Origin of the sequence: Centipeda noxia ATCC 43541, assembly GCF_000160555.1 — a bacterium.
Classification (GTDB): domain Bacteria; phylum Bacillota; class Negativicutes; order Selenomonadales; family Selenomonadaceae; genus Centipeda; species Centipeda noxia.
The window spans coordinates 111,719-138,667 of the sequence record NZ_GG749278.1 but is presented as its reverse complement, the minus strand read 5'-3'; the positions used below and the strand labels follow the sequence as shown (position 1 = coordinate 138,667).

Genomic DNA, 26,949 nt, shown 5'->3' with positions numbered 1-26,949 from the left:
CAATGTATGATATAGGCTTGGCTTTTTTTGTGTATAAAAGACCGGAACACACTCAACAAGTGGTTCAAAGCATCATTGAGAATCAATTTTGTAATATATACATTTTTCAAGATGGTTTGCGTGACCGGAAGGATGAAGAAAATTGGAAGAAAGTACAAGAAGTCGTCCGTCCGTTACAGAATCTGGATGAAGCGCACGTTGAACTGCATATATCTGAGACAAATAAGGGCTTGGCAACCTCTATTACACAGGGGATTACGTATGTTTTAGGAAGACATAAAGCTGTTATCGCATTAGAAGATGATATTTTATTGGGGAAAGATTATCATAAATATGCTTCTGCTTGCTTTGAAAAATATGAGAATACCCCACATGTTATGTCGCTTTGTGCTGCCGGCGCTAGTGACGCTGTCGTAGCTGATAAATCATACATGCAGAATTATAAATATGATGTTTATTTTACATATCGGTTGTCAAGCCAAGCTTTTGGAACGTGGCGTGATCGGTGGAAACTATATCGCCGAGATCGTGAATTTGCTGAGGCTTTTTGGAATGATGAAGAAAAAAAATATCAGTTAGGTGAATTGGCCGGCAAAGACAATTTAGAATATCTGAATGCCGTTATTAATCATCCAGAGAAGATAAATACATGGGCATTATACTGGACTATTCTTCAAGTAATATCCAGAGGAGTAACGGTTACGCCAATCAGGTCGCTTTCTTCTGATATAGGAAGAGATGGGTCGGGAACGAACTCGACAGCCCCCTCACGTCAATTTGTAACATCAATTACTGACCTGACCAAACGACTACAACTTCCAGAAGTGGAAGATGTAGTCGTTGACAAATATCTGATGCGCAGACAAAATATTGTGGTGGAAAATCCAAGATCAATTGTTAGGAATATTAAACTTGCGTTTGCAAGTATTGTGAGAAAGCTATAACATAGAGAGGATATTATGTTTTGGAAAATAAAACAAAAACTAAATCAAATTCATCAAATGTCTCAAGATGTTGAACAACTGCGGTACTCCATCGGTGAAATGGAAACCTTAAAGGTCGGCCCAGGCGCTTCTGTGCGAGAGTTCAAGGTGTTTTCTCAGAGTGGGGAAGATGGCGTCATTCAATGGCTGATTCATAATATTCCCATACAAAGCAAACGATTTATTGAATTTGGTGTACAAAACTATACTGAGTTGAAGACGAGATTTTTGCTTATGCATGATAATTGGTCCGGCCTTATCATGGACGGAAGTCAAGAGAACATGGATTATGTCAAGCAAGATAATATTTGCTGGATGCATGATCTAAAGCCTGTTCCTGCCTTCATTACTGCAGAAAATATCAATACACTCATTCGGGATAATGGTTTTGACGGCGAAGTAGGGATTCTATCGATTGACATTGATGGAAATGACTATTGGGTGTGGAAAGCAATAAGCTGCGTACAGGCTGATATTGTGATTTGTGGGTATAATAGTCGTTTTGGCTCTGAGCGTGCAGTAACCATTCCATATGATCCTAACTTTTATCGTACGGAGGCGCATAGTTCAAACCTATACTTTGGCGCAAGCATCCGTGCATTAACATTGTTGGGACAGCAAAAGGGCTATGCGCTTGTATACGGAAATGAGATAGGAAGCAATCTTTTTTTCATTCGGAGAGAGTTGTTAAATGACGTTGTGTATGAGAAAACCGTCGAGGAGTGTTATGTACGCGCAAAATATCGTCAAGCAAGAGATCCGCAAGGGAAATTAATGCTTCTTAGTATCGAAGATGAAGAAAAGCTCTTGGAAGGATTGTCCCTAGTGGATGTTTCAATTGATTTTTGACAGAAATAAGAGTGTTTATCTTATATTTTCAAAGAGGTTATTAGCGTGCGTTGGCTCAAACAAGTTTTACGTCAGGTGAATTACTTCTGCCAATATTGTATTGTCAAGGCACTGCAAGTAAGAACTAGAAAGAATATTTGGTGTGAGCAAGATTTGAAATGGCCACAAGGTTGCTTCTCATCTATTCTCGTTATCCGTTTGGATGAGATTGGGGATATGGTTATGATGTCTCCTTTTCTGCGTGAGCTGCGACAGAATTATCCATCAGCACATATTACACTTGTTGTAAATCCAATCGTATATAATCTGGTAGAGCTATGTCCGTACGTGAATAAAGTACTGTGTTTTTCACGCATAGGAGGTCGTTTCTCTTTTTATGTCAACTTATGGAGAGGGGGGGTATTTTCGTATCGTTATTTAAAAAAAGAAGACTATGAGTTGGCGCTTGTTCCACGATTTGATGCTGATGCAGGATATGGAGCAGGTATGTTGGCGTTCCTTTCTGGAGCTAAGAAGCGTGTTGGTTACAGTGAATGTGTATTACCCCATAAAATGATCTCTGACAAGGGCTATGATGGATTTTACACGAGACTTTTATTTTCTAAAACGGCTGCTGTTTTCCATGAAGTGGAACGCAACTTGAATGTATTGCGATATATAGATGGGTATATTGCAGATGATTCTCTTGAAGTATGGTTTGATGATGCAGATCGGAATAAATGCCGTGGCATGTTATCCTCTTTAGGAGATGTAGAAGTTAAAATTGTCCTTTCAATATCATCGGGTAGCCCAAAACGTGAGTGGCCTGCTGAAAAATTTATAGAACTGGTAAAAGAATTAACCCCCTTCAATATAGCTTGGGTCATTGTTGGTGCTGGAGAACGAGCTGTTACTAACGCTCGTAAAATAGAAGAAGTATGCCCTTTTGTTGCCAATCTGGTCAACCAGACCACGTTACGGGAAACGGCTGCCATTATAGATGCTTGTGATATATATTTAGGCGGGGATACGGGACTCATGCATATTGCTGCGGCATTGAAAAAAACGGGCGTAGTGATTTCTTGCCATCCAATTGGCGCGGATGAAGATCATGCAAATTCTCCTAAAAGATTTGGACCATGGAAAAGTCCTATGCAGATTGTCCGCCCCAAAGCCTTGCCAGGGTGTGAGCACGGATGTAACAGGGAGGATGCTCACTGTATTCGGGAAATCAGTGTTGAGGATGTGAAAAGACAGGTATTACTACTTTTGTGAGATTGCGTTAATATAAAAAAAGAGGTGACGAGATGAATATAGAGGATAAATATAAGTCGTATTTTTCGAGTAGAGGAGTGGACCCCTCTCTATATATAGATGCCAAGCTTCCATGTTACCTTAGAACTGTGTTTCAAAAAGGAAAGTCGATTCTTGATATTGGTTGCGGCTTTGGTCAAAATATGTATGCTTTATTGAATGAGGGGTATACGGATATCCATGGTATTGATGTATCGCAAACAGCAGTAGAATATTGCTTAACACAGGGGCTGTCTGTTGAACATTGTGATATTATGAATTATAGCGGAGACCGCTATGATTATGTGCTTATGAGTCATGTTCTCGAACATTTACCTAAAGAGTGTGTTGTTCCGATATTACGAAAGATTCGTGAGGAGATTCTTGCCACAGATGGTGCTTTGTGCATCATGGTACCAAATGCGCAGTCCAATACAGATTGTTATTGGGCATATGAGGATTTCACACATTATACGCTTTTTACAGCAGGAAGTTTGCTTTATGTACTCCGTGAGGCCGGTTTTACAGATATTGAGTTCCTTGATCCCGATGGGTTAAGCCCGTCAGCTGGATGGAAGAAGTGGATCAAATATTTATTACTGAAGGCATATGTCGGAAATAAACTGTTTTGGAATAAGGTAACAGGAAGTGCATATCATCGACCTAGTCCTATGATATTTACATGGGAGCTTAAATGTTTAGCAAAAGGTAAACATAATGCAAATCCGATGTAGAAAAACAAATACTCTTATTAACTATACTATGGTAAGAAGTGAATGTATTATAAGCCTTGTTTTTATCGTTGATTATAGGAGGCTGCGATGAACTATCGTACGCTTGTATTTCCGGAGAACAGTTTGTTCCTTGTCACAGGCGGTGCAGGATTTATAGGCTCGAATCTGTGCGAGGCGATTTTGTCTATGGGACATCGCGTTCGCGTGTTGGATAATCTGTCCTCGGGGTATGTGAAGAATATCGAGGGATTTCGGGACAACCCGAAGTTTGAGTTTGTTGAGGGCGATATCAGAGATTTTAGGACTTGTGATCGGGTATGCAGGGACGTTGACTATGTCCTGCATCACGCCGCAGACGTGAGTGTACCGGAGAGTATCGAAAAACCGCTCGAGTATACGATAACCAACATCATGGGGACGGTGAACATGATGGAGGCGGCCGCGAAAAACGGCGTGAAGAAATTTACCTATGCGTCGAGTGCTGCGGTTTATGGTGACGATGAGACAATGCTGAAGCGTGAGGAGATCATCGGGAAGCGTCTCTCGACCTATGCGGTGACAAAGTTTGCTGCAGAGGAGTATGCGCATCAATATACGATGTACTATGGCCTCGACTGTTATGGGATGCGCTATTTCAATGTGTACGGCCGGCGTCAAGACCCGAACGGTGCTTATGCAGCAGTAATTCCGAAGTTCATCGAATGCCTACTCCGTGACGAACCGCCAACGATCAATGGGGATGGGGAGCAGTCGCGTGACTTCGTCTATGTGGAGGATGTTGTACAGGCGAACCTCCTCGCATGCGCTGCTCCGCATGAGGTTGCGGGAGAGGCGTATAATGTCGCCTCTGGAAAGAGCTCTAGTCTCAATGAGATGTATGCAGTGATCAGTGATCTGCTCGGAAAAGATCTGAAGCCCGTGTTTGGTCCAGAGCGTAAGGGCGATATTCGCCACAGCGGGGCGGACATCTCGAAGATCTCCAAGAATCTTGGCTATGCGCCGGAGTATGATTTCGAAAGGGGATCAAGGAAGCGATTCAGTGGTATAACGTGTAAAAAAGGCGGGAGAGATGAATATTTCAGATGTAGGTGAAAGTATCTCACAGGTAATGCAGAGCAATTCTGTTTATGGTGGTGCTGCGGCCACAGTTGTCCTCACGAGATTCTTTGTTTGGATGAAAGACCGAGCGTCCCATATAGATCAAGCAAACAGCGAGTATGCGGATATTCTTACGAACTATATTGTATGCGGACAAAATCCAACGGTATCGGAGTTGAGTCGGTTCAAAGAGATGCTTGCGCTGAAATGGAAAATTCATTCTTCTAGAATAGAGAGTATTGGGGAAGCGTTGGTGAGAGTATTTTGCACCTATATGGCCAATCCGATGCTGACACGGAGTCAAAGAGATCAGTTTCGATATAATTTTAAGGTATATGGACAAAAATACAGAGATCGTATGATTCCTACGTCCATTAAGAAGAGAGGCCCCCTAAGAGAATGGGGGGTGACAAGTGTCTTCATCTTTTCTGTTTGGATGCTGGATAACTTCTTCTTCCTGCACGTAGATCTTAGTGCATTGGATATAGTTCTACTGGCTTGTTTGGCAGGTGCCTTTTCTGCTGCTGGAAACTTACTGTCGAATATTATTATCTATTATCGTTGGGAATGGCAAAGAAAAAGAAAAGAGGAGAAAGCCTGGTCTATGATAAGAGAGTTGTGCCAATAAGAAGTAAAACTATTTCAGCTTTTTTGCGACCTGCCATATCCCGTTCTCCGTAATAATCGCCGTGATCAGCTCATGATCCGTGACATCGAATGCGGGATTATAGACTTTTATGCCTCGTGGAGCCATGCGTTCCTTGTACCACATGTCGGTGACTTCCTCGGGCGGGCGCTGTTCGATGCGGATATCCGCACCGGTGGGGGTGTTCATGTCGATGGTGGAGGTGGGAGCGCAGACGTAGAAGGGGATGCCGTAGTGTTTGGCGAGGATGGCGACGCCGGAGGTGCCGATTTTATTCGCGACGTCGCCGCTTGCGGCAACGCGGTCACAGCCGACGAAGACGGCGTTGATCCAGCCGTTCTTCATGACGGTGGCTGCCATGTTGTCGCAGATGAGTGTAACGTCCATGCCGGCAGCACTGAGTTCGTATGCGGTGAGGCGTGCGCCCTGCAGGAGAGGGCGCGTTTCATCGGCGAAGATTTTGAAGTTGTAGCCTTTTTGGTGGCCGAGGTACATGACGGCGGTTGCAGTGCCGTATTTGGCGGTGGCAAGCTGGCCGGCGTTGCAGTGGGTGAGGAGTCCCATGCCGGGCTTTACGAGGGTGAGCGCATGCTCGCCTATTTTTTTGCAGATGTCGATGTCTTCCTGTTTGATGCGCAGGGCTTCATCACGCAGGAGAGTGCGGATTTCGGGGACGGACTTGCCCTTTGCTTCCTGAACGATTTTTTCCATGCGGTTCAGTGCCCATGAGAGGTTGACGGCGGTGGGGCGGGAGGAGTTGAGGTAGTCGGCGGCTTTGTGAAACTGGCGCGCGAATTCGCCGTAGTCGTCGGTGTCGATTTCGAGCGCGGCGAGGTAAATACCGATGGCGGCAGCGTCACCGATGGCAGGCGCACCGCGCACCTGGAGCTCGCGGATTGCCGTCCAGATCTCGCCCTGTGTTTTGAGGCGGAGGTATTCGGCTTTGTTCGGCAGCTTCGTCTGGTCGATGATGACGAGGGCGTGCTCTTCTTCATCGAGGGCGAGGGTTTCCATATCGAGGATGTTGGTAGTCATAAAAGTCCTCTTTTCGTATAATAGATGTGCTCCCACCACCGCAAGCGGTCGCCCTGCTGACCTGTCCAAGAAGCAAGCTCGAAGGGCGCAGCTGATTGGGAAACAGGTCGTATGCGAAAACGACCCAAGAAGACGAGCGACAGCGAAGTGCGATTGGTTGTCGTTGACCGCTCCCCCGTCTTGACGGGGGAGGCTAAAGGGCTATACCGTCGGATACTTCCATTTCGCGAGTTCATCCGCCGGAATGGTATCCGGCTCACGCCCGAGGACGGTGAGACAGCGGCAGTAGATGTCGGCGAGTTCCTCGAGGTAGCTTGCCTTGAGCAGCGCCTCTTTGAGGTTCTCCGCGACGGCAACGACGCCGTGCGCCTGCATGAGGGCGACATCGGCGATGGCGAGCGGAGCGAGGACGTTCTCGGCTGCTGCCTTTGTTCCGGGGCGGCCGTAGGGTGCGACGGGGACATAGCCCTCTCTGCAGCCGAGGATGGAGAGTTCGTAGACGATGGCAGGGATCGGCTTGTTCATGACGGCGAATGCGGTCGCCGCACGCGAGTGCGTGTGCGCGACGGCGCGGACATCGCTGCGGCTTCGATAGATCGCGGTGTGCATCATCAGCTCGCTGGTCGGTTTCCGCTCGTTCAGCGATTCGATGGTGTGTCCGTCCATATCAATGACGACAATGTCGTCGGCGGTCATCTCCGTGCGGTCCATGCCTGTCGGCGTGATGCAGATGAGCCCGCTCTCGGCGTCGCGGATGCTGAAATTCCCGGAGCGATGCCGGCACAGACCCTCGCGGTCTGCCTGCAGAGCATAGCGTCGCACGTCTTCTTTGATCTGCTCGAGCATAATGATCCTCCTCGTGTTTGTATGTCTTATTTTAGCGAACGTTCACAGGATTTGGCAAGTACTTTTCCATATGTATAAAACCGACCGAATTGGGGGCACATGCGAGATAAAAAGTTTGACTTTTATTGGGAATGGTTTATAATATAAATTGTTATAAAGGGCGCAGCGGGAAGACGCGCAGCGCGTACATTAAGTACTCAACAGGAGGTATTTCAATGGCAGTAAAAGTTGCTATCAATGGTTTTGGCCGTATCGGTCGTCTCGCGTTCCGTCAGATGTTTGATGCTCCCGGCTATGAAGTCGTCGCGATCAATGATCTGACGAGCCCGAAGATGCTCGCTCATCTCCTGAAGTATGACTCCACGCAGGGGCGTTATAAGTATGCGGATTCGGTCACGGCAGGTGACGACTCCATCACAGTCAACGGCAAGAAGATCAATATCTATGCACAGGCGGATGCCGCACAGATTCCCTGGGGCAAGCACGATGTTGATGTCGTGCTCGAGTGCACGGGGTTCTACACGGCAAAGGACAAGGCTTCTGCACACCTCAAGGCCGGCGCGAAGAAGGTTGTTATCTCCGCTCCCGCGGGCAATGATCTCCCGACGATCGTCTTTAATGTCAACCACAAGAGTCTGACGAAGGATGACAAGGTTATTTCGGCGGCTTCCTGCACGACGAACTGCCTTGCACCGATGGCGAAGGCGCTCAATGATCTCGCTCCGATCAAGAGCGGCATCATGTCGACGATCCACGCCTACACGGGTGATCAGATGGTCCTCGACGGTCCGCAGCGCAAGGGCGATCTCCGCCGCAGCCGTGCCGCAGCGGTCAACATCGTCCCGAACTCGACGGGCGCAGCAAAGGCGATCGGCCTCGTTATTCCCGAGCTCAACGGCAAGCTGATCGGCTCGGCGCAGCGCGTGCCGACCCCGACGGGCTCCACGACGCTCCTCTATGCAGTGGTTGCAGGCAAGGTGACGGTTGACCAGGTCAATGCACAGATGAAGAAGGAAGCAACGGAGTCGTTTGCGTACAACACGGACGAGATCGTCTCCAGCGACATCATCGGCACGACCTACGGTTCGGTTTTCGATGCGACGCAGACGATGGTCAGCGACACGGGCGACGGCAACACGCTCGTTCAGGTTGTCTCCTGGTACGACAACGAGAACAGCTACACGAGCCAGATGGTTCGCACGATCAAGTACTTTGCGGAGCTCGGCTGACAAGTAAAAATGTTATATAGGGAAATTCGGATGGTCTCCGCATTTCCTCAGCATACGATCTTTCGAGGTCCGGCCGATGTTTGGGCCGGACCTCGTTTTTTAGGAAGCACTGGTAGATGCAGCGCCGTCATCTTGACGCATTTCATTTTATCAGCACTTCTTCTATGGAGGGGCACATATGCACAAAAAGACAATTCGTGATATTGACGTCAAGGGGAAAAAGGTATTCGTCCGCGCAGATTTCAACGTGCCGATGGATGAGCATCAGAACATCATAAACGACACGCGTATCCGCGCGACTATCCCGACGATTTGCCACCTGCTGGACGGCGGCGCAGCGGTCATTCTCGCCTGTCATGTCGGCCGTCCGACGGAGGCGCGCGAGCCAAAGTTCTCGACGAAGCCAATTATGGCTCGTCTCTCGGAACTCCTCGGACACGAGGTCAAGTGGGCTCCGGACTGCGTTGGACCGGAGGCGGAGAAGGCCGCTGCGGCGCTGAAGCCGGGCGAGGTTCTGCTCCTTGAGAATCTGCGCTATCACAAGGAAGAAAAGAAGAACGATCCGGTATTTGCAAAGCAGCTGGCTGCGCTCGCAGATATTGCCGTCGATGATGCTTTCGGCGTGGCGCACCGCGCACATGCGTCGAACGTTGGCATCACCTCATATCTCGAGACGGTGGCCGGCTTCCTCATGGAGAAGGAGATCAACTACATCGGCAAGACCCTCGAGGCACCGCAGCGCCCCTTCGTCGCCATCATCGGCGGCGCAAAGGTCTCGGACAAGATCGGCGTCATCGAGAACATGATCGACAAGGTGAATACGATCATCATCGGCGGCGGCATGGCGCATACCTTTGACGCATCAAAGGGATATCCGATCGGCGATTCTCTCTGCGAGCGCGACAAGATCGGCCTCGCAAAGGAACTGCTTGAGAAGGCGGAGAAGAAGGGCGTGAAGGTTGTCCTGCCTGTCGATGTCGTCATTGCGGATAAGTTTGCGGCGGATGCCAACACGAAGACGGTCGACGTGGATAAGATCCCCGACGGCTGGCAGGCACTCGACAGCGGCGCAAAGACATCGGAGGAGTATGTTAAGGCGCTGCAGGGCGCAAAGACCGTCATCTGGAACGGCCCCATGGGTGTGTTCGAGTTCGATGCCTTTGCCAAGGGCACGGAGGCTGTGGCACATGCCGTTGCAGAGGCAACGAAGCGCGGCGCAGTCTCCATTGTCGGCGGCGGCGACTCCATCGCAGCACTCAAGAAGACAGGGCTCTCTGACCGGATCTCGCACATCTCAACGGGCGGCGGCGCGACGTTGGAACTCCTCGAGGGCAAAGTACTGCCGGGCATCGCGGCATTGGCGGACGCGTAAAACGAACGATCATAGAGGAGAACAGCATATGGCAAGAACACCGATTATCGCAGGCAACTGGAAAATGAACAATACGATCGCAGCGGGGGTCGCTCTCGTGAAGGAACTCGCTCCGCTTGTTCAAAACGCAAAGGCGACCGTTGTGGTCTGTCCGACGGCGACAGCGCTTGCGGGAGTCACCGAGGCGGTTCGCGGAACGAATATTGCGGTCGGTGCACAGAACGTTCACTGGGAGAAGAGCGGCGCCTACACGGGTGAGATCTCGACGGAGATGCTGACCGAACTCGGCGTCTCCTACTGTGTGCTCGGCCACAGTGAACGCCGCGACTACTTCGGCGAGACGAATGAGGGCGTGAACAGGCGCGCCCATGCGGCATATACGGCAGGCATCACGCCGATCATCTGCTGCGGCGAGTCGCTGGAGATCCGTGAGGCAGACACGTACCTTGCATACGTTGCGTATCAGATCGAGGCGGCACTCGCGGGCTTTGCGGCAGCGGACGTGGCGAAGCTCGTCATTGCCTATGAGCCGATCTGGGCGATCGGCACGGGCAAGACGGCGACGTTCGAACAGGCCGAGGAGGTCTGCGCCCAGATCCGCGGGACCATCGCGGCGAAGTACGGCACAGCAGCCGCCGAGGGCATCCGCATCCAGTACGGCGGCAGTGTAAAGCCGGAGACGATTGCGGGGCTTATGGAGAAGCCGAATGTTGACGGCGCGCTTGTCGGCGGTGCAGCACTCAAGGCGAAGGATTTCGCGGCGATCGTCAACTTCTGATTTTCGTTACAGATCCATAGAGACACTTTCGGTGGCGCAGATTTTTCGCTTGGCGGAAATGAAGCGCCATCTGGGTATGAGGGGAAAACTCTTGGAAGGAATTAAATATTATGGCAAAACTTAAAAACGCCCCTGTGGCGCTCATCATCATGGACGGCTTCGGCGACGGCGACCCGAACGATCTCAAGTACAACGCGATCGCAATGGCAAAGACGCCGGTGATCGACGGCCTGCTGAAAAAATACAAGCACAATGAGATCAATGCATCCGGCGAGTATGTCGGCCTGCCGGACGGGCAGATGGGAAACTCCGAGGTCGGACACACCAATATCGGTGCGGGCCGCGTCGTCTACCAGCAGCTGACACGCATCACACGCGATATCAGGAACGGCGACTTTTTCAAGAACGAGGCACTGCTTACGATTGTGCGCGGGGTGAAGGCGCGCGGCGGAGCGCTGCACGTCATGGGGCTCGTCTCTCCGGGCGGCGTCCACAGCCACGACGATCATCTCTTCGGCGTGCTCGAACTCGCAAAGCGCGAGGGGCTGACCGAGGTTTGGATCCATGCGTTCCTCGACGGCCGCGATGTGCCGCCCAAGAGCGCGCAGGAGTATCTCGAGACAGTTGAGAGGAAGGCGGCCGAGATCGGCGTCGGACGGATTGCAACGGTCAGCGGACGCTACTACGCGATGGACCGCGATCATCGCTGGGAACGTGAACAGCTCGCCTATGAGGCGATTGCACACGCGAAGGCAAAGACCACGGCAAAGACGGCGGTGGCCGGTCTGCTCGCCTCCTATGCCGATACGAGCGAGAAGCCCGAGGGTGTGACGGACGAGTTCGTCGTGCCGTTTGTTGTCGCGGGATATCCCGGCATGAAGAACGGCGACGGCGCGATCTTCTACAATTTCCGCCCCGACCGTGCGCGTCAGCTCACGCACGCATTTGTCGATGAAAAATTCGACGGATTCCCGCGCGATGAGTCACTGAAGATCCCGTTTGCCACATTCTCGCAGTACGAGGCGGGGATGAACGCGCTCGTGGCATTCCCGCCCGAGGAGATCGACAATACCTTTGGTCAGTATGTACAGGATCTCGGGTACACGCAGCTGCGCATTGCCGAGACGGAGAAATATGCACACGTTACCTTCTTCTTCAACGGCGGTGTTGAGGAACCGTACAAGGGCGAGGACCGCATCCTCGTCCACTCCCCGAAGGTCGCGACCTACGATCTCCAGCCCGAGATGAGCGCGATCGAGGTCACGGATAAAGTGGTCGAGGCGATCAAATCACGCAAGTATGACTTTATCATCCTCAACTATGCGAACTGCGACATGGTCGGACATACGGGGGTTGTACCTGCCGTCGTAAAGGCTGTTGAGACGGTTGATGCCTGCGTCGGCCGCTTTGTCGCCGCCGTCCGTGCGGTCGGCGGCGAGGTCTGCATCACGGCGGATCACGGCAACGCGGACAAGATGTGGGACTACGAGACGAACCAGCCGTTCACGAAGCACACGACGAACCCTGTGCCGTTCATCGTGGTCTCCGACCGCGTGAAGGAGGTGCACACCGGCGCGCTCTGCGATATCGCACCGACGCTTCTTACGCTCGCCGGACTCCCCATCCCGAAGGAGATGACGGGCAAGCCGCTCGTCACGCTCAAATAGAATTTGCTGACAGCTAAGCCAAGGACAGACGCCGCTGTGCATCTGTCCTTTTTCATTTGCATTTGAAAGAGTGCGGGCAGAATGATATACTGAGAGTAATTATGTGAAATGATCGGAGGGTGTTATGCTGCGATTTTTGGTGCTCCTGCGTGCGCTGCGGCACGATATTGCGCTGCTCCTGTTTGCGATGCTGCGGCGGGATACGCCGCGCGCGGTGAAGATTTTATTCCCGCTGACGCTGCTCTATCTCGTGAGTCCCATCGATATTGTGCCCGATACGATTCCCATACTTGGTGCAGTGGATGATATGGTCATTCTGCCGGCAGCGACATCACTGCTCGTGCGCATGCTGCCTGCGCAGGCCCGCGCAGAGGGGGAGCGGCGCGTTGCGCGATACGGAACGCGGCTGCTCGCGGCAGCATCCGTTGTGATGATCCTGTGGCTGATCCTGCTCGTTTGGGCACTGTGCAAGGTGTTTGCATGAGGCTCTACATTGCGGAGAAGCCGAGCGTCGGACGCGCGCTCGCCGGGTGCCTGCCTGCACCGCATCGAAAGGGCACGGGGTGGATTGAGACGGGCGGCGGCGTGGTAACGTGGCTGTTCGGTCATGTCCTGCGCCAGGCGGAGCCCGAGGAATATGATCCGAACCTAAAGCGCTGGCGTGCGGAGGATCTGCCGATCCTGCCCGGCGAGTGGCGTCTCGTTGTCAATGAGAGTGCTGCCCAGCAGTTCGGCGTGGTGAAGGCACTGATTGCGCGTGCGGATGAGATTGTACACGGCGGAGACCCGGACCGTGAGGGGCAGCTGCTTGTGGATGAGGTGCTCGACTATCTCGGCAATGAGAAGCCCGTGCGCCGCATCCTCATCAACGCGCTCGACGATAAGAGCATTCACGATGCGCTCAGTGACCTGCGGGACAACCGTGACTTCCTCCCGCTGAAGCTCTCAGCGCTCGCGCGGGCACGCGCGGACTGGCTGATCGGGATGAACCTCTCGCGTGCCTACACGCTCGCTGCGCGCCGGGCAGGTCATGCGCGGCTGGTGCTGCCGATTGGGCGGGTCAAAACGCCGACGCTTGCGCTTGTCGTGCGCCGCGAGCGCGAGATCGAGAATTTCAAACCCGCGACCTACTATCTCGTCGATGCGGTGTTTCGGCATGAGGGGAGCGGCGAATCGTTCCGCGCGCGGTGGAAGCCGTCGGAGGAGCGCACGCCGCTCGATCCGGAGGGGCGTTTAACGGACGAGGCGGCAGCGCGTGCTGCAATGGACGCCTTTGGACATGACCCCCAAGACGGGAAGATCACACGCTATGAACGCAAGAAAAAGGAGGAGCCGCCTCCGCTCCCGTTTTCTCTGTCGGCGCTGCAGGTGCTTGCGGGCAAGCGGTACGGCTATGAGCCGCAGCAGGTTCTCGATACGGCGCAGAAGCTGTATGAGGAGAAGCTGACGACCTATCCGCGCTCCGATGCGGAGTATCTGCCCGTGAGCCAGCATAAGGATGCGGCAAAAATCCTTGGCAATCTCGCCGCGCTCGAAGGTTCGGAACTTGCGGTATGGGCGCAGGAAGCGGATGCGGCGCAGAAATCGCGTGCGTGGAACGACGAGAAGATCTCGGCGCACCATGCGATCATCCCGACGACCGTGCCCGTAAACCCCATGCGGCTCAACAAGACGGAGCGGAATATCTACGGGTTGATTGCGCGCGCCTACATCGCGCAGTTCCGTCCGAACTATGTCTATGATCAGACGAAGGTCGAGCTCACCTATCACGGCGAAACATTCAGCGCGAGCGGCCGTACAGAGCGCGCGGCGGGCTGGCGCGCGATGTACCGCACGGGGAAATCGGAATCGGAAGATGCGGAGAAGGAGGACGAGGAGAGCGCTGTCCTGCCGCCGATGAAGAAGGGCGACCATACGGACTATATATCTGCGGAGATGGGCACGAGGCAGACGAAGCCGCCTGCGCGCTTTACCCCCGCCACCCTCCTGCAGGGGATGAAGGAGATCCACAAATACGTGAAGGATGAGGCAGCGAAAAAGATGCTGCGCGATGTCTCCGGCATCGGTACGGAGGCGACGCGCGCGAGCATCATCGAGGATCTGATCCGTCGGAAATTTCTCCGCGCCGCAGGCAAGAAGAAGATCCTGACGCCGACGGCGGAGGCATACCTCCTCATTGACGCTCTCCCTGATACGATGACATACCCCGATGCCACGGCGATCTGGGAAGATCGTCTGCATGCCATGGCGGAGGGCGTGGGGACGCCCGAAGAATTCCTTGCGGGGCAGGAGGCCTTTGCGCGCGATCTCTGCAATGCTGCGCGTACAGCAAAGATTGGCGGCGGCGCAGGCATTCCCTGCCCCGCCTGCGGACGCGGTGTCATGCTGAAACGAAAGGGAAAACACGGTGATTTCTGGGGATGCTCCGCGTTCCCCCAGTGCCGCATGACGGCGAACGATGCAAACGGCAAGCCGGACTTTGCAGGACGGAACATCCCGCGTGCAGGATCGGGAGTGCACGGTTCCTCCTCCGCAGGCGTCATGTCTGCGGGGCGCAGCTATACGCCGACCGCGGATGAACAGGCGGAGATGGATGCGCTCTTTTTCAAATGATTGCGCAGGAGAATGATATGACGACATTTGCATCGCTCGGTGTTCCGGAGGTTCTTGCGGTGGCTCTCGCAAAACGCGGCATCACTGTGCCGACGGAGATACAGACGGCTCTGATTCCCGCTGCGTATGCGGGAGAGAATCTGATCGGCGAGGCGCCGACGGGGACGGGCAAGACGCTCGCCTACCTTCTGCCGCTTCTCACGCGCATTGATCCCTCACTGCGCTCGATACAGGCGCTGATCCTCGTACCGACGCATGAGCTCGCCATGCAGATTGCGGATGTCGCACGCGAGACAGCACAGGCGGCTGAGCTCCCCATCCGCGTGCAGGCGCTCATCGGCGGAGCCAATATCAAACGGCAGATCGAGGCGCTCAAAAAGAAACCCGCGGTTATCGTCGGCTCAGCTGCGCGTATGTTGGAGCTTCATCGGCTCGACAAACTGAAGCTCATGAGTGTGAAGCTGCTTGTCCTCGATGAGTTTGATCGCTTGCTTTCCAAACAGCATGCTGACGATGTGCGCGGCGTGATTCGCCTTCTGCCGCCGGAGCGCCAGGCGCTCCTTCTCTCTGCGACAGCGGGAGCGGCGGCGGTACGTGCGGCGCAGGGGCTCTTTGCGCCGCGCCATATCCGTGCGGAAGCGCAGCAGAACACGTATGAAAACTACTATCATATTGTATCGTTTCGTGATAAAATAAGAGCAGTGCAAAAATTGACACGCCGTCTGCCGATCCGGCGGGGACTTGTCTTTGTCGGGCGCGGCTTCGATGCGGCGCATGCCGTTGATAAACTGCGCTATGAGGGGATCAAAGCAGTCGCCTTGCTCGGGCAGGAGCGGCGCGATCAGCGGCGCGCGGCTCTTGATGCCATCCGTGCGGGCCGCGCCGAACTCCTCATCGCAACCGATCTTGCGGCGCGCGGACTCGACATCGAGGATGTGGACTACGTTGTTCAGCTCGATCTGCCCGAGGACGTGCGCACCTATCGTCACCGCGCGGGCAGAACGGCGCGCGCGGGAAAGGCGGGAGCAGTCATCTCACTCACGGATGAAAAGGAAATCGACAAGCTCAAGGCGCTTGCCGTACGCATGGAGATGGATCTGCACCGTCTGCCGCGCGGCTGAGCGCGGCGGCAGAACCCATACACAGAGAGCTGTGACGCAGCAGTGCTGCAGCTCCTTTCGTTTCTCGAAGGAGGACATACCTCGTGGACATATTGCCCACATTGCTGGACTTATTGCTCGTCATTTTTCTGATCTTTATGAACGGATTCTTCGTCGCGGCCGAGTTCTGCTGCGTGAAGATGCGCACCTCGCGCCTGGAGACGCTCATCGCGGAGGGGAGCAGCCGCGCGAAATACGCCAAGCAGCTCACAGAGCATCTTGATTCGTCGCTCTCGGTGACGCAGCTCGGCATTACACTCGCCTCTCTCGGGCTCGGCTGGGTGGGCGAACCGGCGATCGCTGTGCTCATTCTGCCGGTTACCCAGAGCGTGGGGCTGCCCGATGAAGTTGGTCATACCGCTGCGCTTGCGATTGCCTTTACGATCATCACCTCGCTTCACATTGTGCTCGGCGAGCTCACACCGAAATCCATGGCAATTGCGAACGTGGAGCGTATCATGCTCGCGATCGCGTTTCCCATGGTGCTTTTCAGCCGTGTTATGCGGCCCTTTGTCTGGATCTTGAACACGGTGGCGAACCGCATCAGCCGCAGTCTCGGCTATGGGGTGACGGGCGAGAACGAGGATGCGCATACGGAGGAGGAGATCCGCCTCCTGATGAAGGAGAGCTATCGCCAGGGACTCATCAACAGTACGGAAGCAGATTTCGTCGACAACGTATTTTCCTTCACGGAACTCAATGCACGTGAGATCATGGTGCCGCGTACGGATATGATCTGCCTCTACCTCGACGATACGCCGGCGGAGCGCATCAAGACGATTCTCGAGGAGCAGCAGACGCGCTATCCCGTCTGCTATCAGGACAAGGACCACATCATCGGATTTATCCATGTAAAGGACCTGCTGTCGCCTCTGGTGCGCGGGGAGCACCTGAACCTGCGCCGCTATATCCGCAAAGCGCTCGTCGTGCCCGAGAGCATGGACGGGAGCGTGCTTCTGCGCACGATGCAGGAGCAGGGGTCACAGCTCGCGATTGTTGTCGATGAGTACGGCGGCACGGCGGGGATGGTGACGATCGAGGACATCATCGAGCAGATTGTCGGCGATATTCGCGATGAGTTCGATGAGGAACGCGAGAGCGTGGAGTGGCGCGCAGGCGATATCTGCTCCATCGATGCGAAGCTCCTGCTCGAGGAGGTCGATGACCTGATCGGCGTGCGCATTGAGGACGAGGATGTGGACAGCATCGGCGGCTGGCTGTACGATCAGCTCGGCGAGGCACCGCGCGTGGGACATATGACGGCGCATGCAGGGACACTGTTCTACGTTGAGGAAGTCGACGGCATACGCATTACGCGCGTACTCGTACATTTGCCGCATACGGTGTCGGAGGAAGAGGAACAGACGGAGGCAACCGAGGAGGAGTAGATATGGCATTCGACCAGGCGCTCTACGATGAGATACTTGCCGCCTTTGCGGTGGATACGGAGCATCTGCGCGAGGCTGCGGCAGATTTTCGCCAGGATATGCGGCTCGGGCTCGCGGGCTCGCCCGACTCCTCTCTGCGCATGCTCCCGTCCTATCTCGGCCTGCCGACAGGCGAGGAGCGCGGCGACTACCTCGCGCTCGACTTCGGCGGGACAAACGTGCGCGTCCTCCTCTACCGCCTCGAGGGAAACGGCAGATATGAAGTCCTTTCCCACGTGGCAAAGCCGCTGAAGGTCGACGGTGTCTATGATTTCATCGGCGCTCAGGCGACGGGCGAGGAGATGTTTGACTTCCTTGCCGGTCTCGTCAATGAGGCCGTTTCTGCCGATCATGTGACCCCATATCTCCTCGGGCATACATTTTCCTTCCCCTCCAGTCAGACGAATATCAACGACGCGCGGCTCATCATATGGACGAAGGAGTTTGCGGCGCGCGGCGTCGAGGGGGAGATTGTAAACGAGCTGCTGCGCGCAGCGCTCGTGCGGCAGGGGCTGACGAATGTCACGCCGAACGCCGTCATCAATGACACAGTTGCCGTTCTCCTCTCTGCTGCCTACGTTCACGGGGATACGAAGATCGGCGCTATCTACGCGACGGGGCACAATACCTGTTATCTCGAGCCGTATGTCGGCATGGCGCAGCCGCCGATGATCATCAATATGGAGTCGGGCGGCTTTCGAAAACTCCTCCCGAACCGTTTTGATGCCGCGCTCGATGAAGTGTCCGAGAAAAAAGGAGAGCAGCGGCTTGAGAAGATGGTTGCCGGACGCTATATGGGGGCACTCTTCGGCATGGCGCTTGCGGAGCTCATGGGCAAAGCGGGCAGAGCATATGACTTTACAAGTATTGATCTGAGCCGCATGCTTGAGGATACGGGAGAAAAAGCGCAGGCAGCAGCGACGATCGTCGAGACCGTGACGGGCGAGATGCTCTCCGCGGAGGATGCCGTGCGCGTGCGCGGTCTTGCGCGCTCTATTGTCGCACGGTCTGTGCGGCTCATCGCAGCAACCTTTGTCGGTACCCTGTGGCAAATCGCCGGCAGCGGCGAGATCCGCCGTCAGCATATCGCCGTTGACGGAGCCGTGTATGAGAAGATGCCGCTTGTCAAAGAGAATCTGACACGGGCCTTCTTTGAACTCCTCGGCGCTGATGCGCCGAAGGTCGACACCATCCTCGCCGTCGGCGGCTCCGGACTCGGGGCCGCGCTCGCAGCGGCGATGACGGAGCGTGCAGAACAGAGATGAAAGAAATGTTTATCATGATATGTTTCTTTTATATCATATGTTAAAAATTCTTCTTGCGCACTCTTTCGAGATGTGATAAAATTACAGCAATTAGGGAAAAGGAGTGTTTTTTGACAACAAAATAGTTTGACTGCTGAAGTATGTAGATGAATTCGGTATTATGGGAAGAGGTGTACGCCGCCTATCTCTTAATACCGTTTTTTATTTGTCGGAAGACCGTAGGGCTGCGGACTCCGATACGAAAGGAGTGAAAAAGATGAAAGTGACCATCACCATGGCAAATACCTCCGGCCTCCATGCCCGCCCCGCTGTATTGATTGCCGAGAGAGCGTCGAAGTTTCAGGCAGATGTCCGGCTTCATGCGAACGGCAAGACGGCAAAGGCGACGGATGTATTGCAAATCATGGGGCTCGGCATCACATGCGGTACTGAGGTCACAGTTGAAGCCTCCGGTGAAGAAGAAACGGCGGCGGTGTACACCTTGGCCGGAATGATGGCTGCGAAGGAGATTTACCAGTAGGACCTGGAAAATCGGGTAAGAAATTCTGACAGCGAGGTGAGAATCATGGACTTTTTGAATGAAATTTTGGCGTTGGGGCCGACTGTCATGATGCCTGTGATCTTCTTTATCTTGGGGATCTGTTTCCGACTGTCTGTCGGCAGAGCCTTCGAAGCGGGAATGTTGGTCGGCGTTGGCTTTACCGGTATTAACCTGATCGTATCCATGCTTTTGAACAGTCTTGGACCTGCCTCAGAGGATATGGTCGAACGGTTCGGTGCGAGCCTGACCGTCATTGATGCGGGGTGGGCGACGAGTGCTGCGATCGGATGGTCTTCGCCCTTGATCCCGATGGTCGTGCCGGGAGCCATCATTTTAAACATGGTGCTCCTGGCACTCAAGAAAACCCAGATATTAAACATTGATATTTTCAATTATTGGCTGATTCTCCTGCCGGGCTCCATGGTCTACTATGAGACAGACAGCCTGGCTCTCGGGACGGCAGCATCGCTTACGCTCTATCTGATCGCCTTTATCATTGCGGATAAAACTGCTCCGGCGATTCAAAAAATGTACAATATCAAAGGAGTAGCCTTTGTTCATGCTACATGCGGCGTCTACGTTCCCATCGGTATTTTGGTCAATGCCGTCATTGAACGGATACCGGGACTCAACAAGATTAATCTGAGTCCGGAGGGCGTCATTCAAAAGCTTGGCGTCCTTGGAAAACCGATCACACTCGCTACGGTTCTCGGGGCAGGTATGGGTGTCCTTGCGGGCTGGGGCGTCGGACAATGCGCTTTCCTCGCAGTTCAAGTGGCCGCCGTTATGATTCTCCTGCCGAAAATGGTAGAGATTACCGTCGAGGGTGTTATGATTGTCCGCGATCAGGCAGAGACGGTGCTGAAGAAAATTTTCCCGGGGCGGGAATTCAACATCGGAATGGATACAGCGCTTTTGATCGGTGAGCCGTGCATTATCGCAACGGGGCTGCTGCTCATTCCCGCTGCGCTTTTCATCTCGATCATTCTGCCGGGGAACCGCATGCTGCCGTTTGTTGATCTTGCATCGATCGTGTTCGTTATCTCCATGGTGGCACCGTTCTGCAAGCGCAACATGTTCCGCATCTTTATCACAGGGCTCTTTATCGTGACGATTGCGCTCTATGCGGGCAGCAGTCTCTCGGGTATTTACGGAACAGCGGCAGATCGGGCGAATGTGAGGCTGCCGAGCAACGTGACTTCGACGGAGCTGGGCAATCTGGTATCGTCTTACAATACGCCCGTAGGATGGGCACTCGTCAAGCTGGGCGAGTTGATCGGAAAATAAAGGAGATGCTGCGTCTATGAAGCTCGTTGGAATCGGCGACCTCTTGATACCGGCGCCGTACATTGAGGCCGGGTTTTCCGGCTATCGGGAAAAGGGCGTGCAGATCGAGGTGGTTGACTGGCCGCTGAGGGACTATGAGGAACTGCAGGGGATCAATCTGCAGGTGGAGACACAGGGCAGCGAGGTCTATGACGTGCCGGATGCCCTCATTGACAAGCTGCGCGATGCGGAGATTCTCATTACGCAGTTCTGCCCGATCACGAAAAAAGTTCTTGATGCCTGCACGAAGCTCCGCTTCATCGGCGTACTGCGCGGCGGGTACGAAAATGTGAATGTGCCATATGCGGCGCAGAAAGGCATCACTGTTTACCATACCCCTGGACGCAATGCGACCGCCGTCGCCGACTTCACCGTCGGAATGATCCTGAGCGAGTGCCGCAACATCGCGCGTGCACATGCGAACCTGAAGGAGGGTCGCTGGGTCCGCGACTATGCGAATGCTGCGACGGTACCCGATCTGGAGGATAAGACGGTCGGCATCATCGGCATGGGGCAGATCGGCCGAAAGGTTGCAAAGAGACTGCATGGCTTCGATGTGCAGCTGCTCGGCTACGACCCCTATGCGGATGCATTGCCGGATTATGTTGCGCGCGTTTCTCTGGATGAATTGCTTGTGCACGCGGATTTTGTGACGATACATGGACGGCTTACCGACGAAACGAAGGGGATGATGAACGCGCGCGCGTTCTCTTTGATGAAGCCGACGGCGTATTTCATCAATACCGCGCGCGCCGGACTCGTCGACGAAACGGCGCTCTATGCGGCGCTGAAGGAAAAGCGGATTCAGGGAGCGGCACTGGATGTCTTTGAACATGAGCCGCTCAAAGGGGACGATCCCCTGGTCGGTCTTGACAACGTCACCATTACGCCGCATTTGGCAGGAGGCACCGTAGATGCTTTCCTGCATTCGCCCGTATTGCTCGCGCGGGAGATGGAGGGCGCGCTCTCCGGAGACCTGACGTCGCCTTGCATCGTGCGGCAGAAGTGAGGTGGGTGATGGAGTTCGGATTACAAGGGAAAAATGCGCTCGTTATTGGAGGCACGAAAGGGCTCGGGAGGGCGACATGTGAGCTCTTTGCACAGGAGGGCACGAATGTCATTGCCGTCAGCCGGCATGAGGATGACTGTGCCGCACTTGCGGCGCAGCTCCGGGAAAGATATGGAGTACAAGCAGCAGGAATCGCATGCGATTTGAGCGGCAGCGGACGCAGTAATGTTGTGCGTGAAGCGCTCGCAGCCTTCGGTAGGCTTGATATGCTTGTCAACGCGGCAGGCATCTGGCCGCAGGCCTATGTCCTCGATATGGAGGAGGAGGCCTTCCGGCATACCATAGAGGTCAATCTGGTCAGCCCGTTTGTGTTGTGTCGTGATTTTGCCCGGTATTTGGTGGATCAGAAGAAACCGGGGAAGATCGTGAACGTTGTGTCGCAGGCGGCGTTTGCCGGCTCGACCACGGGACATGCGCACTATGCGGCTTCCAAGGGCGGATTGGTGTCCTTTACAGTGTCGCTTGCGCGCGAGCTTGCGCCCCATGGCATCAATGTCAACGCGGTCGCGCCCGGAATTATGGATACCCCCATGATTCACGAGGTGCTGAAAACGCGCAGAGAATATTATTGCAAGCGAATCCCGCTCGGCAGAGTCGCAGAGCCGGAGGAAGTCGCGTACAGCATTCTGTTCCTGTGTTCGAATAAGGCGGACTATCTGACGGGGATCACGCTGGACGCTACGGGCGGCATGCTGATGCGTTAAAGAACCGAAAGGAGGGATTGTTATGGCAAAATATTTGATCGGAATCGATGCGGGAAGCACATCCAGCAAGGTGGTCATTTTTGATGAGACGGGAAAGGTCGTCGCCTCGGCGTCGACGAAAAGCTCTGAGCGCATGCATCTTGCGCCGCGCGGCAGAGGATTTGAGGAATTCGACGTCGACGAGCTCTGGCGCATCGTATCGCAATGCATTAAGCAGGCGATTGAGAAGGCCGGTGTCGCGGCAGAGGATATCGCCGGCATAGGAATTACTTCTTTTGGCAACGGCATTGTATTTCTCGATGAGAATGGCTGGTCGATCGCGCCCGGGTGTTTCTCGCAGGATTACCGCGCCAACGATATCATCGCGTTGTACCAGCAAGAGGGAACCTATGAGAAGATTAACCGCATGGTCCATGGGACTCTGTTTGCAGGGGAGCCAGGACCGATTCTGCGCTGGTACAAAGAGCATGAGCGCGCTGTTTATGACCGGATCGGCAGCGTATTGATGTTCAAGGATTATCTGATGTATCGTTTATCCGGCAAGTTTGCCACAGATCTCAACATCATCGGCGGCTCATTCATGGTCGATATGGACACGATGGAGTATTCGGAAGAGCTCATGAATCTCTACGGTATTCCGGAGATGTTCGACAAGCTGCCGACGCTGTATTCAAGTCCAGAGCAGATTGTCGGCACTGTGACGAAGGAGGCGGCGGAGCTGACCGGTCTCTGCGAGGGGACCCCGATCGCCGCAGGCATGATGGATATTCTGGCGAGCCTTGTCGGGGCAGGAGCGACGGGAGACGGGGTGATTACATCCATTGCCGGTTCGTGGTGCATCAACGAAACGCATTCGGACCGCGTCATACCGAATGCATCGAGCAATATGCCCTATATTCACAAGAATGAATACCTCAACTGTTCGTATACGGGGGCATCTGCGACGAACTACGAATGGTTTCATCACGTACTTGGGGATAAGGCTCGGCTGACTGCCGTCTATGAGCAGCGTGACTATTACGATGTGTTGAACGAATGGATACGACAGGCGGAGCCCGATATGGATACGCCGTATTTTCAGCCGTTTGTAGCATCGCCCAGTATCCATGTAAATGCGCGTGCGGGATTCAGCAATATCAATATGCATACGTCATATGGTGAACTGTGCTATGCGGTCGTCGAAGGGATCGCCTTCATTCACAAATTTCACATTGATTTCCTCATCAATGCCGGACTGCCTGCCTCCCTTATCCGTTTGACAGGAGGAATGGCAAAGAGCCCTGTGTGGACACAGATCTTTGCCGATACGATGCGTCTTCCTGTGGAAATTGTCGAGTGTGATGAAACAGGCGCGCATGGCGTCGCTATTGTTGCCGGCATCGGCGCGGGTGTATACAAGAGTTATGAAGAGGCATTCGTACGTTCGGTCAAGCTGAAGCCTCCGGTTGTTCCGAATCCGGAAAAGGCTGCATTCTTTCAAAAGAGATATGCCGAATGGCATCGGCTGAACCGACATTTGCTGCAGTATTGGAGCGGGAATCAGGATGGCTAGGGAGTTCATGCTGATCCCCTCCGTACGGGATATACGAAATTTGGACAAGGCACTGAAGTCGGAGCGAAGGGAGATCCTGCTGAGTACGGTATCTCATATAGGGAATCTCGCGGAACTGACAACGCTTTGTCATAAACACCGCAAAGAAGTCTTTGTCAATCATGAGCTCATTGGCGGTCTCGGAACGGATACGATCGCCTTTGAGATGCTGAAGAAAGCCTACAAGGTGGATGCTGTCATCGGCGCAAATGCGTATCAGATCAGCAGAGCAAAAGCGGTCGGGTTGAAGACCATTTGGAAGATTGCGCTTCTGGATTCTCTTTCTTTGGAAATGGCTTTCCGCTCTATCGAAGTGACGAAGCCGGACGCCATAGAGCTCAGACCGGCAATTTGTGCATATGATTTCATTGACGAGTTTCGAAGGGGATTCCCCGGCAAAATTTTTGCGAGCGGATTCATCAATCGGATCGAATTTGCGCAGAGGCTTTATCAGCGCGGATTTGATGGCATTATGACGAGCACGCAGACAATGTGGGACTGGAAAGCGGCCGACTGAAGCGCTGCAGGAGGAGGGATATATATGCCTTTGGTAAACATGAAGAAAATGCTGACCGACGCGCGAACGGGAAAATATGCTGTCGGTGCGTTTGATGTGAGCAACCTCGATATGGCAATGGCTGTTACCGAGGCGGCCGAAGAAAAGAAGTCGCCGGTCATTTTGATGGGCCTGACCGTCGATCTCGCGGGCGATCGACTTTCCCACTGGCTCGGCTATCTGCGGAAAATTGCAGAAAATGCATCCGTGCCCGTTGCGGTCCATCTCGATCATGCAGTGGATATTCCGTTCATTCGACAGTGTATTGACGGAGGCTTTTCTTCGGTGATGTTTGACGGTTCTGTGCTCCCTCTGGAGGAAAATATCCGCAAGACGAGCGAAGTGGTTGCATATGCGCATCGCTTTGACGTGACTGTGGAGGCCGAACTCGGGCACGTGGGAGATGGTATTGTCGGGAGCAGCGAGATCGGCGCTGAAAAAAAGGATACGTTCGACAATCCCGACGATTATCTGACGCAGCCGAGCGAGCTGGCGGATTTCATCGAGCGCACGCAGGTGGACTGCATCGCCGTCGCTGTGGGAACGGCACACGGGCTCTACGTGCATAAGCCGAAGATTCATTTTGAACGGCTGCAGGAACTAAACGCGATATCGACCGTGCCGATGGTGATGCACGGAGGATCGGGTACGCCGGATGAGCTGATCAGGAAGTCTGTCGCAAACGGCATATGCAAGCTGAATATTTTTTCCGAGATGCTGACCGCATTCAACGGCACGCTCAAGGAAGAACTGCAGACTGCCGAGCATTTGGCGATTTGGCCACATCAGCTCTATCAAAAGCCGCTTGCTGCACTGCAGGAGGTCGTGCGTCAAAAGATTGACCTGGTCGGTTCGGCAGGAAAGGCTTGAGCACTGTTGGCGGGGGAGCCCTGTTGTAATGCAGGCAGGAAACCTGACGGAAATTGAGGGTGCTGATTATGGATAAAACAAAAATTCTTTGCGTTGCAGACGGCGGAATTACAGTGGAGATGATGGAAGAACTGCGCGTGTTGGAGCCGCTCGGCGCGGAGATCACAATTGTCGAAGATAAGGATATGTACGCGATGGGGCCAATTACCGACCGCATGACGCTGATCGAGCATCAGGGGATTGATGCCGCTCCCACATGCAAGGCACTGTTGGAAAACTGTGCGGATAAGGATATTCTCGTCGTACATGTCGCATCCATCAATAAGGAGATTATCGAAAAGGCAAAGAATCTCAAGGTGGCTGCCGTTCTGCGCGGCGGATATGAGAATGCCGATGTGCCTCTCTTAACGGAGAGAGGGGTAAAGCTCATCAACGCGCCGTGGCGGAGTGCAAATGCGGTCGCCGATTTTACCGTCGGCATGATGATCGCGGAAAACAAAAATATTGCACGCAGTCATCATCTGCTCATGGAAGGAAAATGGTGCAAGAAATACGATAACCAGAGCTATATTCACGATATGCGCAAAATGACGGTTGGGATCATCGGATTCGGATATATCGGACAGCGTGTGCGGATGCGTCTGCAGGGATTTGAGTGCAGGGTGCTGGTCTATGACCCGTATGCTGATCCGACGCAGTTCGACGATCACAATGTCGCGTTTGTGTCGTTGGATGAACTGCTGCATCAGTCGGATATTGTGACGCTTCATCTGCGCCTCTCGGAAAAAACGGAGCATTTCATCGGCAGGGAAGAACTGTCCAAGATGAAGCCGACGGCATATCTCATCAACACGGCGCGCGCCGGATTGGTCGACACGCACGCTCTGACGGAAGCGCTGCAGGATCATGCAATCGGCGGCGCAGCTGTCGATGTGTATGACGAAGAACCGTTGGCTGCCGACCATCCGTACTTGAAGCTCTCCAATATTACGCTGACGAGCCATCTTGCAGGAACCTCCTGCGACACGATGATGACCTCTGTGGAGATCGGGCTGGAAGATTTGAAGCGATATCTGACTGGGAAAGAGATGGTCAATATCCGCAATTAATACGCCCTGTGAATGCTGTCGATAAACGTATGCTTATCGGCAGCATTTTTCATGGGTCGATGTATTGCTGACCGCATTGATACGGCGGAACCTTTCCGGAAAACGCCTGCGCTTGATACATTTCGCTTGCCACTGCGGCGTCGTCTGTGCTATGATAACAAAATACAAATATTAGTGAAGGAAGGGACGTTTTCTTGCTCACGCTCTTA

Annotated in this window: 24 protein-coding genes and 1 pseudogene; 23 read left to right on the top strand and 2 right to left on the bottom strand. The window is 53.8% G+C overall.

Features of this window, described 5'->3' with window-relative positions; genetic code table 11:
- Positions 1-2 precede the first annotated feature (2 nt).
- The 6 genes and pseudogenes from HMPREF7545_RS00710 (at position 3) to HMPREF7545_RS00685 (ending at position 5,564) form a co-directional block, all read left to right on the top strand.
- Positions 3-944: a hypothetical protein gene (locus HMPREF7545_RS00710; protein ID WP_006693738.1), complete on the top strand. Its 942-nt coding sequence runs from the start codon at positions 3-5 to the stop codon at positions 942-944.
- A 15-nt stretch (positions 945-959) separates the two neighbouring features.
- Entirely contained in the window at positions 960-1,832 is an 873-nt protein-coding gene (locus HMPREF7545_RS00705) for a hypothetical protein (RefSeq protein WP_006693737.1), read from the top strand.
- A gap of 45 nt (positions 1,833-1,877) precedes the next feature.
- Positions 1,878-3,086 (top strand): glycosyltransferase family 9 protein, encoded by a 1,209-nt coding sequence (locus tag HMPREF7545_RS10095; RefSeq protein ID WP_081443561.1) that lies wholly within the window; start codon positions 1,878-1,880, stop codon positions 3,084-3,086.
- Between the two features lie 32 nt (positions 3,087-3,118).
- Positions 3,119-3,838, top strand: coding sequence for a class I SAM-dependent methyltransferase (locus HMPREF7545_RS00695; RefSeq protein WP_071585629.1), 720 nt, complete (start codon positions 3,119-3,121; stop codon positions 3,836-3,838).
- Between the two features lie 87 nt (positions 3,839-3,925).
- Positions 3,926-4,893: pseudogene (locus HMPREF7545_RS00690) on the top strand (SDR family oxidoreductase).
- Between the two features lie 14 nt (positions 4,894-4,907).
- On the top strand, positions 4,908-5,564 hold the full coding sequence (locus HMPREF7545_RS00685) for a hypothetical protein (protein ID WP_040571065.1): 657 nt from the start codon (positions 4,908-4,910) through the stop codon (positions 5,562-5,564).
- Positions 5,565-5,573: 9 nt separating this feature from the next.
- On the opposite strand, the gene mtnA is transcribed toward HMPREF7545_RS00685, so the two are convergent.
- Together mtnA and HMPREF7545_RS00675 are read right to left on the bottom strand one after the other, a co-directional pair.
- Positions 5,574-6,617, bottom strand: a complete 1,044-nt coding sequence (gene mtnA, locus HMPREF7545_RS00680; protein WP_006693732.1) for an S-methyl-5-thioribose-1-phosphate isomerase — start codon at positions 6,615-6,617, stop codon at positions 5,574-5,576.
- A gap of 201 nt (positions 6,618-6,818) precedes the next feature.
- Complete coding sequence (locus HMPREF7545_RS00675; RefSeq protein WP_006693731.1) at positions 6,819-7,463, bottom strand: class II aldolase/adducin family protein; 645 nt, start codon at positions 7,461-7,463, stop codon at positions 6,819-6,821.
- A gap of 215 nt (positions 7,464-7,678) precedes the next feature.
- Between HMPREF7545_RS00675 and gap the strand changes: the two genes are divergently transcribed.
- The 17 genes from gap to HMPREF7545_RS00590 all read left to right on the top strand — a co-directional run bounded on the left by gap (position 7,679) and on the right by HMPREF7545_RS00590 (position 26,740).
- Positions 7,679-8,692 (top strand): type I glyceraldehyde-3-phosphate dehydrogenase, encoded by a 1,014-nt coding sequence (gap, locus tag HMPREF7545_RS00670; protein ID WP_006693730.1) that lies wholly within the window; start codon positions 7,679-7,681, stop codon positions 8,690-8,692.
- A 178-nt stretch (positions 8,693-8,870) separates the two neighbouring features.
- The gene (locus HMPREF7545_RS00665; protein WP_006693729.1) at positions 8,871-10,064 is read left to right on the top strand and encodes a phosphoglycerate kinase; all 1,194 of its coding nucleotides are present in this window, start codon (positions 8,871-8,873) and stop codon (positions 10,062-10,064) included.
- 28 nt (positions 10,065-10,092) lie between these two features.
- Positions 10,093-10,842: a triose-phosphate isomerase gene (gene tpiA, locus HMPREF7545_RS00660; RefSeq protein WP_006693728.1), complete on the top strand. Its 750-nt coding sequence runs from the start codon at positions 10,093-10,095 to the stop codon at positions 10,840-10,842.
- Positions 10,843-10,952: 110 nt separating this feature from the next.
- The gene (gene gpmI, locus HMPREF7545_RS00655) at positions 10,953-12,509 is read left to right on the top strand and encodes a 2,3-bisphosphoglycerate-independent phosphoglycerate mutase (RefSeq protein WP_006693727.1); all 1,557 of its coding nucleotides are present in this window, start codon (positions 10,953-10,955) and stop codon (positions 12,507-12,509) included.
- A 124-nt stretch (positions 12,510-12,633) separates the two neighbouring features.
- Positions 12,634-12,993, top strand: coding sequence for a YkvA family protein (locus HMPREF7545_RS00650; protein WP_006693726.1), 360 nt, complete (start codon positions 12,634-12,636; stop codon positions 12,991-12,993).
- Positions 12,990-15,122 carry a DNA topoisomerase III gene (locus HMPREF7545_RS00645; protein ID WP_006693725.1) on the top strand — a complete coding sequence of 711 codons (2,133 nt, stop codon included), beginning with the start codon at positions 12,990-12,992 and terminating at the stop codon, positions 15,120-15,122. Before HMPREF7545_RS00650 ends, HMPREF7545_RS00645 begins: the two co-directional genes overlap by 4 nt.
- Before the next feature lie 17 nt (positions 15,123-15,139).
- Positions 15,140-16,243, top strand: coding sequence for a DEAD/DEAH box helicase (locus tag HMPREF7545_RS00640; RefSeq protein WP_040571103.1), 1,104 nt, complete (start codon positions 15,140-15,142; stop codon positions 16,241-16,243).
- 83 nt (positions 16,244-16,326) lie between these two features.
- On the top strand, positions 16,327-17,670 hold the full coding sequence (locus HMPREF7545_RS00635) for a hemolysin family protein (protein WP_006693723.1): 1,344 nt from the start codon (positions 16,327-16,329) through the stop codon (positions 17,668-17,670).
- A gap of 2 nt (positions 17,671-17,672) precedes the next feature.
- A complete protein-coding gene (locus HMPREF7545_RS00630) occupies positions 17,673-18,974 on the top strand; it encodes a hexokinase family protein (RefSeq protein ID WP_006693722.1) in 1,302 nt (433 codons plus the stop codon).
- 256 nt (positions 18,975-19,230) lie between these two features.
- Positions 19,231-19,494 carry an HPr family phosphocarrier protein gene (locus HMPREF7545_RS00625; RefSeq protein ID WP_040571064.1) on the top strand — a complete coding sequence of 88 codons (264 nt, stop codon included), beginning with the start codon at positions 19,231-19,233 and terminating at the stop codon, positions 19,492-19,494.
- Positions 19,495-19,539: 45 nt separating this feature from the next.
- On the top strand, positions 19,540-20,802 hold the full coding sequence (locus tag HMPREF7545_RS00620) for a PTS galactitol transporter subunit IIC (protein WP_006693720.1): 1,263 nt from the start codon (positions 19,540-19,542) through the stop codon (positions 20,800-20,802).
- A gap of 16 nt (positions 20,803-20,818) precedes the next feature.
- The gene (locus tag HMPREF7545_RS00615) at positions 20,819-21,850 is read left to right on the top strand and encodes a 2-hydroxyacid dehydrogenase (RefSeq protein WP_006693719.1); all 1,032 of its coding nucleotides are present in this window, start codon (positions 20,819-20,821) and stop codon (positions 21,848-21,850) included.
- A gap of 8 nt (positions 21,851-21,858) precedes the next feature.
- Positions 21,859-22,614 (top strand): SDR family NAD(P)-dependent oxidoreductase, encoded by a 756-nt coding sequence (locus HMPREF7545_RS00610; protein ID WP_006693718.1) that lies wholly within the window; start codon positions 21,859-21,861, stop codon positions 22,612-22,614.
- Between the two features lie 22 nt (positions 22,615-22,636).
- Positions 22,637-24,166 (top strand): FGGY-family carbohydrate kinase, encoded by a 1,530-nt coding sequence (locus HMPREF7545_RS00605; protein WP_006693717.1) that lies wholly within the window; start codon positions 22,637-22,639, stop codon positions 24,164-24,166.
- Positions 24,159-24,722 carry a glycerol-3-phosphate responsive antiterminator gene (locus HMPREF7545_RS00600; RefSeq protein ID WP_006693716.1) on the top strand — a complete coding sequence of 188 codons (564 nt, stop codon included), beginning with the start codon at positions 24,159-24,161 and terminating at the stop codon, positions 24,720-24,722. The genes HMPREF7545_RS00605 and HMPREF7545_RS00600 overlap by 8 nt, the downstream gene beginning before the upstream one ends.
- A gap of 24 nt (positions 24,723-24,746) precedes the next feature.
- Complete coding sequence (locus HMPREF7545_RS00595; RefSeq protein WP_006693715.1) at positions 24,747-25,631, top strand: class II fructose-bisphosphate aldolase; 885 nt, start codon at positions 24,747-24,749, stop codon at positions 25,629-25,631.
- Between the two features lie 68 nt (positions 25,632-25,699).
- Entirely contained in the window at positions 25,700-26,740 is a 1,041-nt protein-coding gene (locus HMPREF7545_RS00590; protein WP_006693714.1) for a 2-hydroxyacid dehydrogenase, read from the top strand.
- Positions 26,741-26,949 lie beyond the last annotated feature (209 nt).

Bases quoted from the DNA above. Each gene is read 5' to 3' on its own strand.
- HMPREF7545_RS00710 (WP_006693738.1), top strand. From the start codon at position 3: ATGTATGATATAGGCTTGGCTTTTTTTGTGTATAAAAGACCGGAACAC.
- HMPREF7545_RS00705 (WP_006693737.1), top strand. From the start codon at position 960: ATGTTTTGGAAAATAAAACAAAAACTAAATCAAATTCATCAAATGTCT.
- HMPREF7545_RS00695 (WP_071585629.1), top strand. From the start codon at position 3,119: ATGAATATAGAGGATAAATATAAGTCGTATTTTTCGAGTAGAGGAGTG.
- HMPREF7545_RS00685 (WP_040571065.1), top strand. From the start codon at position 4,908: ATGAATATTTCAGATGTAGGTGAAAGTATCTCACAGGTAATGCAGAGC.
- mtnA (WP_006693732.1), bottom strand. From the start codon at position 6,617: ATGACTACCAACATCCTCGATATGGAAACCCTCGCCCTCGATGAAGAA.
- HMPREF7545_RS00675 (WP_006693731.1), bottom strand. From the start codon at position 7,463: ATGCTCGAGCAGATCAAAGAAGACGTGCGACGCTATGCTCTGCAGGCA.
- gap (WP_006693730.1), top strand. From the start codon at position 7,679: ATGGCAGTAAAAGTTGCTATCAATGGTTTTGGCCGTATCGGTCGTCTC.
- HMPREF7545_RS00665 (WP_006693729.1), top strand. From the start codon at position 8,871: ATGCACAAAAAGACAATTCGTGATATTGACGTCAAGGGGAAAAAGGTA.
- tpiA (WP_006693728.1), top strand. From the start codon at position 10,093: ATGGCAAGAACACCGATTATCGCAGGCAACTGGAAAATGAACAATACG.
- gpmI (WP_006693727.1), top strand. From the start codon at position 10,953: ATGGCAAAACTTAAAAACGCCCCTGTGGCGCTCATCATCATGGACGGC.
- HMPREF7545_RS00650 (WP_006693726.1), top strand. From the start codon at position 12,634: ATGCTGCGATTTTTGGTGCTCCTGCGTGCGCTGCGGCACGATATTGCG.
- HMPREF7545_RS00645 (WP_006693725.1), top strand. From the start codon at position 12,990: ATGAGGCTCTACATTGCGGAGAAGCCGAGCGTCGGACGCGCGCTCGCC.
- HMPREF7545_RS00640 (WP_040571103.1), top strand. From the start codon at position 15,140: ATGACGACATTTGCATCGCTCGGTGTTCCGGAGGTTCTTGCGGTGGCT.
- HMPREF7545_RS00630 (WP_006693722.1), top strand. From the start codon at position 17,673: ATGGCATTCGACCAGGCGCTCTACGATGAGATACTTGCCGCCTTTGCG.
- HMPREF7545_RS00625 (WP_040571064.1), top strand. From the start codon at position 19,231: ATGAAAGTGACCATCACCATGGCAAATACCTCCGGCCTCCATGCCCGC.
- HMPREF7545_RS00620 (WP_006693720.1), top strand. From the start codon at position 19,540: ATGGACTTTTTGAATGAAATTTTGGCGTTGGGGCCGACTGTCATGATG.
- HMPREF7545_RS00615 (WP_006693719.1), top strand. From the start codon at position 20,819: ATGAAGCTCGTTGGAATCGGCGACCTCTTGATACCGGCGCCGTACATT.
- HMPREF7545_RS00610 (WP_006693718.1), top strand. From the start codon at position 21,859: ATGGAGTTCGGATTACAAGGGAAAAATGCGCTCGTTATTGGAGGCACG.
- HMPREF7545_RS00605 (WP_006693717.1), top strand. From the start codon at position 22,637: ATGGCAAAATATTTGATCGGAATCGATGCGGGAAGCACATCCAGCAAG.
- HMPREF7545_RS00600 (WP_006693716.1), top strand. From the start codon at position 24,159: ATGGCTAGGGAGTTCATGCTGATCCCCTCCGTACGGGATATACGAAAT.
- HMPREF7545_RS00595 (WP_006693715.1), top strand. From the start codon at position 24,747: ATGCCTTTGGTAAACATGAAGAAAATGCTGACCGACGCGCGAACGGGA.
- HMPREF7545_RS00590 (WP_006693714.1), top strand. From the start codon at position 25,700: ATGGATAAAACAAAAATTCTTTGCGTTGCAGACGGCGGAATTACAGTG.